General features: G+C 78.2%; 7 protein-coding genes and 1 pseudogene. 1 reads left to right on the top strand and 7 read right to left on the bottom strand.

Going from position 1 to position 9,696, the window contains the following annotated elements; translation table 11 throughout:
- Positions 1 to 119 precede the first annotated feature (119 nt).
- The 5 genes and pseudogenes from hemL to U5M74_RS15600 form a co-directional block, all read right to left on the bottom strand.
- A complete protein-coding gene (gene hemL / locus U5M74_RS15620; protein ID WP_410909844.1) occupies positions 120 to 1,499 on the bottom strand; it encodes a glutamate-1-semialdehyde 2,1-aminomutase in 1,380 nt (459 codons plus the stop codon).
- Positions 1,496 to 2,566, bottom strand: coding sequence for a porphobilinogen synthase (gene hemB, locus U5M74_RS15615; protein WP_410909843.1), 1,071 nt, complete (start codon positions 2,564 to 2,566; stop codon positions 1,496 to 1,498). The genes hemL and hemB overlap by 4 nt, the downstream gene beginning before the upstream one ends.
- Positions 2,563 to 3,420: a uroporphyrinogen-III synthase gene (locus U5M74_RS15610; protein ID WP_410909842.1), complete on the bottom strand. Its 858-nt coding sequence runs from the start codon at positions 3,418 to 3,420 to the stop codon at positions 2,563 to 2,565. The genes hemB and U5M74_RS15610 overlap by 4 nt, the downstream gene beginning before the upstream one ends.
- Before the next feature lie 236 nt (positions 3,421 to 3,656).
- Positions 3,657 to 4,640: pseudogene (gene hemC, locus U5M74_RS15605) on the bottom strand (hydroxymethylbilane synthase); the annotation flags it as partial.
- Between the two features lie 132 nt (positions 4,641 to 4,772).
- A complete protein-coding gene (locus U5M74_RS15600) occupies positions 4,773 to 6,302 on the bottom strand; it encodes an MFS transporter (protein WP_410909841.1) in 1,530 nt (509 codons plus the stop codon).
- A gap of 82 nt (positions 6,303 to 6,384) precedes the next feature.
- Between U5M74_RS15600 and U5M74_RS15595 the strand changes: the two genes are divergently transcribed.
- Positions 6,385 to 6,957 carry a TetR/AcrR family transcriptional regulator gene (locus U5M74_RS15595; protein WP_410909840.1) on the top strand — a complete coding sequence of 191 codons (573 nt, stop codon included), beginning with the start codon at positions 6,385 to 6,387 and terminating at the stop codon, positions 6,955 to 6,957.
- On the opposite strand, the gene U5M74_RS15590 is transcribed toward U5M74_RS15595, so the two are convergent.
- Positions 6,954 to 8,486, bottom strand: coding sequence for a protoporphyrinogen/coproporphyrinogen oxidase (locus U5M74_RS15590; protein ID WP_410909839.1), 1,533 nt, complete (start codon positions 8,484 to 8,486; stop codon positions 6,954 to 6,956). The two genes, U5M74_RS15595 and U5M74_RS15590, sit on opposite strands and share 4 nt — an antisense overlap.
- Before the next feature lie 7 nt (positions 8,487 to 8,493).
- A complete protein-coding gene (gene hemE / locus U5M74_RS15585; protein ID WP_410909838.1) occupies positions 8,494 to 9,684 on the bottom strand; it encodes a uroporphyrinogen decarboxylase in 1,191 nt (396 codons plus the stop codon).
- Positions 9,685 to 9,696: the final 12 nt, after the last annotated feature.

The raw sequence follows: 9,696 nt of genomic DNA, 5'->3' as shown, positions 1-9,696 counted from the left end.
GGCCCGGGGCCGCCGCCGCGGCCCCCCCCCCCCCCCCCCCCCGGGCGCGGGGTGGGGCCCACCCCCCCCCCGCGGCCCCGGGGGCGCGGGGGGGGTGTTCGGCCCCCACAACTGAAGGGTCAGGCCGTGGCTGCCGCCGCCGCCCGGGCGCCCGCGGGCAGCGCCGCGAGGATGCGCTCGACCGCGGCGTCGTCGTGCGCCGCCGAGACGAACCACGCCTCGAACACCGACGGCGGGAGGTTGACGCCGGCGTCGAGCATCGCGTGGAAGAACGCCCGGTAGCGGAACGCCTCCTGCGCCTGCGCCTGGGCGTACGTCCGCACGCCGCCGGCCTGCGCGTCCGGGCCGAAGAACACGCTGAACAGGCTGCCGGCGCGCTGCACGCGGTGCGGCACGCCCTCGGCGTCGAGCGCCCGCCCGACGGCGGTGGCCAGGGTGTCGGCGACCAGGTCGACGCGGGCGTACACGGCCTCGTCGGCCAGGCGCAGCGTCGTCAGCCCGGAGGCGACCGCCACCGGGTTCCCGGACAGCGTGCCGGCCTGGTAGACGGGGCCCAGCGGGGCGAGCTGGTCCATGATCGCCGCCGGGCCGCCGAGCGCGGCCACGGGCATGCCGCCGCCGATCACCTTGCCGAACGTGAACAGGTCCGGCACGTACTGCTCGGCGCCCTCGCGGGCGTTGTCGTAGCCCCAGAAGCCGGACGCGCTGACGCGGAAGCCGGTGAGCACCTCGTCGAGGACCAGCAGCGCGCCGTGCTCGCGGGTGATGCGGCGCAGCGCGGCGTTGAAGCCCGGCTCCGGCGGCACCACGCCCATGTTGGCGGGGGAGGCCTCGACGATGACGGCGGCGACCTGGTCGCCGCGGGTGGCGAAGGCCTCCTCGACGGCGGCGACGTCGTTGTACGGCAGCACCAGCGTCTCGGCGGCCGACGCCGCGGTGACGCCCGCGGTGCCCGGCATCGCGAGCGTGGCGACGCCGGAGCCGGCCTCGGCGAGCAGCGCGTCGACGTGGCCGTGGTAGTTGCCGGCGAACTTCACGACCAGCGGCCGGCCGGTGACGCCGCGGGCCAGGCGGATCGCCGTCATCGTGGCCTCGGTGCCGGTGGAGACCAGGCGCACCCGCTCGGCGGCCGGCACGCGGCGGCGCACCTCCTCGGCCAGCTCCACCTCGGCCACCGTCGGGGCGCCGAAGGACAGGCCGCGCGCGGCCGCCTCCTGGACGGCGGCGACGACCGCCGGGTGGGCGTGGCCCAGCAGCGCCGGGCCCCACGAGCCGACGAGGTCGACGTACTCGGTGCCCGCGACGTCGTAGACGTACGGGCCCTGCGCGCGGGCGAGGAACCGTGGGTCGCCGCCCACGGAGCCGTAGGCCCGCACCGGCGAGTTGACCCCGCCGGGGATGGCCTGCTGGGCGCGCACGAAGGCGGCGTGGTTGTCGGTCGGCTGCTCGAGCGCCACCTGGGCGCTCTCGACCAGGCCGAAGCCCGAGGTGTCCGTCATGCTTCCTGGTTCCCTTCCGTGGCCTTCGCGGCCGGCGCGGCGACGTCCGCCCACAGCCACGCGGCGATCTCGATCGCCCAGTAGGTGAGGATCACGTCCGCGCCCGCGCGCTTGATGCCGAGCACCGACTCGAGGATCGACGCCTTGCGGTCGATCCAGCCGTTCGCGGCGGCGGCCTCGATCATCGCGTACTCGCCGGACACCTGGTAGGCGGCCACGGGCACGTCGGACCGGTCGGCCACCTGGCGCAGCACGTCGAGGTAGGACCCGGCGGGCTTGACCATGACCATGTCGGCGCCCTCGGCGAGGTCGAGGTCGGCCTCGCGCAGCCCCTCGCGGCCGTTGGCGGCGTCCATCTGGTAGGTGCGGCGGTCGCCCTGCAGCTCGCTGTCGACGGCCTCGCGGAACGGGCCGTAGAAGGGGCTGGCGTACTTGGCGCTGTAGGCCAGCACGGACACGTCGGTGAAGCCGGCGTCGTCGAGCGCGTCGCGGATCACGGCGACCTGCCCGTCCATCATCCCGGACGGCGAGACCACCTCGGCGCCGGCCTTCGCCTGCGCCACCGCCATGCTGGCGTAGCGCTCCAGCGTGGCGTCGTTGTCGACGACGGTCTCGCCGTCCGGGCTGGTGGCCAGCACGCCGCAGTGGCCGTGGTCGGTGAACTCGTCGAGGCACGTGTCGGCCATGACGACGGGGCCGGGGCGCCGGGTCTCGGCCTCGACGGTGCGGATCGCCTCGCGCGCGACGCGGATGCCACGCTGCAGGATGCCGTCGGGGGCGTCTGCCTGCGAGCCGACGGCGTCGCGCATGGCCGGGATGCCGAACAGCATGACGCCGCCGACGCCGGCGCGCGCCGCCGCCTCGACCGCCTGGCGCAGCGAGGACTCGGTGTGCTGCAGCTGGCCGGGCATGCTCGTGATCGCCACGGGCTCGGTGATGCCCTCCTTGACGAACAGGGGCAGCACCAGGTCGGCGGCGGCCAGGCGCACCTCCGCGACGAGGCGGCGCATGCGCGGGGTGGCGCGCAGGCGGCGGGGCCGGTAGACGATGCCGGAGCTCGGGCTCACAGGGGATCCTCCTCGGTGGTGTCGGGGCGGGCGCCGGCGGCGGGCTCCGACGGGCTGACGATGGCGGGGACGGCGAGGGCGCGCACGACGGCGTCGGCGAGCGCGGCGTCGGTGGGCGCGGTGGCGATCGCCGCGACGTCGAGCCCGAGGTCGGCGGCGACCTCGGCGGACGGGCGCCCGATGCAGACGGCCGGCAGGGTCGTGCCGAGCTGGGCGGCGACCTGGCGCGCCACGCTGCCGGACGTGAGGACGACGGCGTCGACCTCCCCGGCCCCGGCGCGGCGCACGACGTCGGCGGGCAGGTCGACCGGGAGGGTGCGGTAGGCGACGACGACGTCGGGCTCCCACCCGCGCGCGGCGAGGCCGTCGCGGAGGGTGGTGCGCGCGAGGTCGCCCTGGGGCAGCAGCACCCGCCGCGCGCTCCCGGTGGCGGAGGGCGCCGGCGGGTCGGGGAAGACCGCGACGAGCCCCTCGGCGGACCGCTCGTGCGCGGGCACCACCGAGACGGTCGCGCCGAGCGCCTCGAGCGCGCGGCGGGTCGTCGGGCCGACGGCGGCCCACGCCGTCGGCGCGGCGGCGAGCAGGGCCGCCGGGTCGCCGGGCGCCACGCGCGCCGCCGCGCCCTCGAGCGCCCGCACGGCGTTGACGCTGGTCAGCACGGCCCAGGCGTGGTCGCCGGCGGCCAGCCGCCGCACCGCGGCGTCCAGCGCCGCCGGGTCGGCCGCGGGCTCGGTGCGGGTGGCCGGGGCGACGAGCACCGTGGCGCCCAGCGCCTCGAGGCGCGCGGCGAGCCCCGAGGCCCGCTCGGGGTCGCGGGGCACCAGCACGGCCCGGCCGGCGAGCGGCAGGGTCACGGGCGCTCCGCGGGGTCGTCCGAGCCCGCGCCCACCCCGTCGAGGCCCCGGTCGAGACCGGCGTCTGGACCGGCGTCTGGACCGGCGTCGAGACCGGCGTCGGGGCGGGCCCCTGCGCGCCCGTCGGGGCCCGGCGCACGCCGCGGGCCGGGCTTGACCACGTCCGTGTCCGCCCCGGGGGCGCCCGTGGGGCTCGGGTCGACGGGCCCCTCCTGCGGGCGCGCCACGCCGCTCGCCGCCAGCGGCGCGAGGGTGTCGGCCCCGTCGGCGAGCAGCGCCTCGGCGACCCGCACGCCCAGCTCGCGCGCGGCCTCGTCGTCGGCCTCGCGCTTGCGCCGCAGCGTCACCGAGGCGCGGTGCTTGAGCTGCTCGGTGCCGTCGGTGCGTGCGACCACCCCGCCGAGCACGAGCTGGTCCTCGACGATGCGGGCGTGCGTGCCGACCGGCGCCGCGCAGCCGGCCTCGAGCCGGGCGAGCAGCGCGCGCTCGGCGAGCACGGCCAGGCGGGTGGCGCGGTGGTCCAGCGCGGCGAACGCCTCGGCCAGCGGGCCGCCGGGCGCGACGTCCTCGCTGCGCGCCTCGACGGCGAGCGCGCCCTGCCCGGGCGCGGGGGCGACGACGGTGGGCTCGAGCGCCTCGGTGACGACGTCCGTGCGGCCGAGCCGCGCCAGGCCGGACCAGGCGAGCACGACGGCGTCGAGGTCGGCGTCCGGGCCGAGCGCGCGGTTCAGGCGCGTGTCCACGTTGCCGCGGATGTCGACGACCTGGAGGTCCGGGCGCGCGGCGAGCAGCTGCGCGACGCGGCGCGGGGAGCCGGTGCCCACCTTCGCCCCGCGCGGGAGCTGGTCGAGGGTCAGCCCGTCGCGGGCGCACAGGGCGTCGCGAGGGTCCTCGCGCTCGGGCGTGACGATCGCCAGGCCCGCGGCGGGGCGGGTGGGCAGGTCCTTGAGGGAGTGCACGGCGACGTCGCAGCGGCCGTCGAGCAGGGCCTCGCGCACGGCGGTGACGAAGACGCCGGTGCCGCCGAGCGTGGCGAGCGACCCGGTGCGCACGTCGCCCTCGGTGCGGATGCGCACCAGCTCCACCGGGCGGCCGGTCAGCTCCTCGAGGCGGCGGGCCACCATGCCGGACTGGGTGGTGGCGAGCGCGCTCCCGCGCGTGCCGAGGCGGATCGGGCGGCTCGACGCGGTGGTCGTCGTCGAGGGGGCGGGAGTCGTCACCTGCCCAGTCTCTCCCCGAGCCCGGCCCGCACGAAAACGCGCGGGGGGCGCTGTGTCGGGACTCACCGCGGCCCGTCAGATCCTGTCGCGTCCCCCGTCGCGCCCCCGTCCCGCCCCCTGTCGCGTCCTTCGTCACGCCGTGAGCCGGGCCGGTGTCGCGACGGTGCGCGGCGACGGGATCGTGCGCCACGCGACGACCGCCCCGAGCAGCGTCACCGCGGCCGCCACCAGCGACGTCGTCTGCATCGCGCCGACGAACGCCTCCTGCGCCGCGTGCGCGGCCGGGGCCCCGGCGGGCAGCACGGCGAGCGCCGACGCCAGCGAGTCCTCGGCCGCCGCCCGCTCGGCGCCGTCGAGCCCCGCGGGCAGGGTCAGCGACGAGCGGTACACGAGCGTGAGCAGGGAGCCGAGCACGGCGATGCCGAGGGCCACGCCCAGCTCGTACGCCGTCTCCGAGATGCCGGAGGCCGCGCCGGCCTTGTGCGGCGGCACCGCGGAGACCACCGCGTCCGTGGTGACGGTCTGCGCCAGGCCGACGCCGAGACCCACCGGCACGAGCGCCAGGCCGAGCCACAGGTACGAGGCGGCCCCCTCGGCCGCCGCCACGGTGACCAGCCCGGCCGCGGTGAGCAGCAGGCCGACGGCGATCGTGCGCCCGCGCCCGAGCCGCACGACGGCGGTGCCGACCACGGCCACGACCGCGATGGAGGCGAGCGTGGCGGGCAGCTCGGCGAGCCCGGCCTCCAGCGGGCGGAACCCGCGGGCCAGCTGCAGGTACTGCGAGAAGAAGTAGAGCAGGCCGGTCAGGGCGAACACGCCGATGAAGTTGGCCAGCACGGCGCCGGAGAACGCGGGCGTGCGGAACAGGTCCACGTCGATCATCGGCGCGGCCAGCCGCCGCTGCCGGCGCACGAACACGGTGCCGGCCGCGGCCGCCACGACGGCGCAGGCGAGGCCGAGCAGGTCGACGCCCGCGGAGACCGTGTGCTTCACGGCGTAGACGAACGGCAGCACGGTGGCCAGCGACAGCGCGGCCGACGGCAGGTCGAACCGGCCCGGGTGCGGGTCCTTCGACTCGGGCAGCAGCCAGGTCCCGGCGACGACCAGCACCACCATCACCGGCACGTTGATGACGAAGACCGAGCCCCACCAGAAGTGCTCGAGCAGCGCGCCGCCGACGAGCGGGCCCAGCGCGGCGCCGCCGCCCGCCGCGGCCGACCACACGGCGATCGCGCGGGTGCGCTCGGCCGGGTCGGGGAAGACGTTGCGGATGATCGACAGGGTCGACGGCATGATCGTCGAGCCGGCGACGCCGAGCAGCAGGCGCGCGGCGATGAGCATCTCCGGCGTCGACGCGGACGCCGCGAGCACCGACGCGAGCCCGAACGCGGTGGCGCCGACCAGCAGCAGCCGCTTGCGCCCGACGCGGTCGGCGAGCGTGCCCATGACGACCAGCAGGCCGGACAGGGCGAGCGAGTAGACGTCGCCGATCCACAGGATCTGCGTGGCCGTGGGGGCGAGGTCGCGGGTCAGCGAGGGCACGGCCAGCGACAGCACGGTCCCGTCGATCGCGAGCAGCAGGATCGCGAGCGTGAGCACGGCCAGGGCGGCCCAGCGACGCCGCGCCGACAGGGTGCCGACGGGGGAGGTCTGGAGGGTCATGGTAGATACTGTACCGACCGGTCGGTACAGTATCCAGCGCGTACAGTGCTCCGCACCCGACAGGACCTGGAGGCGACACACGATGGGGCGCACAGCCGGCCGCTCGCCGGAGGACACCCGCCGCCTGGTGCTCGACGCGGCCGCCGAGGTGATCCGCGCGCACGGCGTCGCGGCGTCGCTCGACGTCGTCGCCCGGCGCGCCGGGGTGTCCAAGGGCGGGCTGCTCTACCACTTCCCGAGCAAGGACGCGCTCGTGGTGGCGCTCGCGGAGGAGATGAACGAGGCGTTCCGCGCCGCCGTGCGCGCGCACCTCGACCCGGACGACGCCGGGCCCGGCCGGCTGACGCGCGCGTTCGTCCGCGCGTCGCTCGCGGAGGCGGCCGAGGACCACGAGGCGCGCGAGCGGATCGCGCTGACCGCCCACCTCATCACCGTGCCCGCGGTGGCCCGGCTCGCGCAGGAGGACACGGCCTGGTGGGAGCGCGAGCTCGCCGCCGACGGGCTGCCGGTCGAGGTGCAGGCGGTGGTCGTCGCGGCCGCCGACGGCGTCAGCGGGGCGCCGCTGTGGGGCGCGACGCCGGACCGCGAGCGCCTGGACCTGCTGCGCACCCGCCTGCTGGCGATGATCGACGAGGCCGTCGGCGCTCGGGGCTAGAGCTCGGCCACGGCCCCGGTCGCGTGGCCCACGATCGACGCCAGGCCGGTGCCGGCCACCCAGCCGCCGGCGACGGCCAGGCCCGGCGCCGTGCCCACCGCCGCCACGAAGTCGCCGAGCGCCGCCCGGTAGGCCGGCGTGGGCGGCGGCAGCGAGCCGTCCCAGCGCTGCACCAGGTGGTCGCGCACCCGCCCGGTGAGGTCGACGCCGAGCAGCACGGACGCGTCGTGCGTGGCCTGGGCGACGTCGGGCTCCACGAGCGCCTCCCCGATGCGGCCGTAGCTGAGCCGCACCACGTGGACGCCGGCGCCGGCCGCGGCACGCACCCGCGCGGCGAGCCAGGGCCACTTGGCGGTGGCGTGGGTGAACGCCTTGGCCCGCACGCCCGCGCCGGGCCCGGCGCCGGGCGTCGCGTCCGGCGCGACGAGCATGCCCGTGCCGCGCGGCGCGGCGTCGAGCTCGGGGGCGTCCAGCAGCAGCGTGACCAGCGCGATCGGGGCGCCCGGCTCCGGGGTCGGCGCGGCAGCCCCGCCGAGGGCGGGGGTCAGCAGGCCGGCGACGGCGGGCGTCGCCACCACCAGACGCGGCGCGCGCAGGCGCGCGCCGGCCGCCGTCGTCACGAGCCACGCGGCGCCGTCGTCGGCTCCGCGGTCGTCAGCATGGGGGTCGGCAGTACCGCCGTCGGCGGCCGGCAGCCGCTCGATCCCGACCACCCGCTGCCCGGTGCGCACGCCCGCGTGCGCCAGGTCGCCGTCGGGCGGCTCGGCCCAGCCCTCGGCGTCGGCGTTGAGCTCGCCCACCACGGCCTCGACGATGCCGTGGATGCCGCCGTCGATGCCGCGCACCGCCGACCCCGGCGGCGCCGCGCGGCGCTGCGCCGCGACGGCGCGGGACAGCGACCCCTCGCGGTGGAACGCCTCGAGCAGCCCGGGCGCCACGGCGGCGACGTCGAGCCGGTCGAGCGGGGCGGAGTGCACGCCGGCGGCCACGGGCGTCACGAGCCGGTCGGCGACGCGGCGGCCCAGGCGCGAGCGCACCAGCGTGGCGAGCGACGTCTCGTCGACGAGCCGGGCGGGCAGCACGCGGTCGAGGGCGCCGCGCAGCGCGCCGGGCCAGCCGATCGCGCGGCGCACGTCCGGCGCCCACGGCACCGACGGGATGCCCAGGATGCCGGCGCGGGGCAGCGGGAACGTGCGGCCGGCGGCGTACCCCCACGCCTGCGCGGCGGCGGGCGAGACGACGGTGAGGCCCAGCTCGCGGGCGAGGGCGGTGACGGCCTCGCCGCGGGCGGCGTAGGACTCGACCCCGAGGTCGAGCGGCACGGACGGCAGCGACGCGAACGCCCCGCCGCGCACCGGGCCGCCGGGCAGGCCCGCGGCCTCGAGGACGACGGTGCGCAGGCCCCGGCGCACCAGGGCGCGCGCGGCCACGAGCCCGCCGACGCCGCCGCCGACGACGATCGCGTCGACGTCCTCGGGGGCCGCGCCGTGCGCGGTACCCGCCCCGGCCCCCGCGGCCGCCCCGCTCACCGCCGGCTCACAGCGAGTGGACGAGCTCGACGAGCCGGGTCAGGGCGGCCGGGTCGGTGGTGGGCGGCACGCCGTGGCCCAGGTTGACCACGTGCCCGGGCGCGCCGGCCCCGCGGTCGACCACGTCGCGCACGTGCTCGGCGAGCACCTCCCACGGGGCCGCCAGCAGCGCCGGGTCGACGTTGCCCTGCACGGCCACGCCCGGGCCGAGGGCGTCGACCGCCTCGTCGAGCGGCGTGCGGTAGTCGACGCCGACGGCGGTGCGCGTGAGGCCGGCGTCGCGCACGACGTCGCGCATCGCGCCGAGCAGGTGGCCGGTGCCGGTGCCGAAGTGGATCGCCGGGACGCCCGGGGCGTCCGGTCCCTCGCCGGCCCGCAGGTCGGCCACGTGCGCCAGCGCCCGCGTCGACGCGGGCGCCACGTACGCGGCGTAGTCCGCCAGCGACAGCGACCCCGCCCAGGAGTCGAACAGCTGCACGGCCGAGGCGCCCGCGAGCACCTGGGCGCGCAAGAACCGGCCGGTGAGGTCGGCCGTCCAGGCGGTCAGCCGCGCCCAGGTCTCGGGCTCGGCGTGCATGAGGGTGCGCGCGGCCAGGTGGTCGCGCGACGGGCGGCCCTCCACCAGGTAGGCGGCCAGCGTGAACGGCGCGCCGCCGAACCCGATGAGCGGGGTGGTCTCGCCGCGCGGGGCACCCACGGTCTCGGTCAGCCCGTCGAGCCCGGCGACCGTCAGCGCCACCGCCTCCGCGACCGGCGCCAGCGCCTCGTCGGTCAGCTCGCGCTCGGTGAGCCGCGCGACGTCGTCGGCGGTGCGGTACGGCCGGTCCATCACCGGGCCGACGCCCGGCTGGATCTCGACGCCGACGCCCGCGAGCCTCAGCGGCACCACGATGTCGGAGAAGAAGATCGCCGCGTCGACGCGGTGGCGGCGCACCGGCTGCAGCGTGATCTCGGCCGCCAGCGGCGGCGTCAGGCAGGCCTCGAGCATCGCCGTGCCCTCGCGCGCCGCGCGGTACTCCGGCAGCGAGCGGCCGGCCTGGCGCATGAACCACACGGGCAGCGTCTCGGGGCGGTCACCCCTCAGCGCCCGCACCAGCGGGGAGCGCGCGGTGCGCCCGTCGACGAGCGGGTGGTCGACGGGCAGCGGCACCGTGGCGCCCCGGTGGGAGGCGGCGGCCGCGGGAGTGGGAGATGTCACGGAGATCGATTC

Source organism: Puerhibacterium sp. TATVAM-FAB25 (assembly GCF_046535855.1).
Lineage (GTDB): Bacteria > Actinomycetota > Actinomycetes > Actinomycetales > Cellulomonadaceae > Puerhibacterium > Puerhibacterium variabilis_A.
The sequence above is the reverse complement of the archived record's forward strand: the minus strand, read 5'-3'. Positions and strand labels throughout refer to the sequence as shown.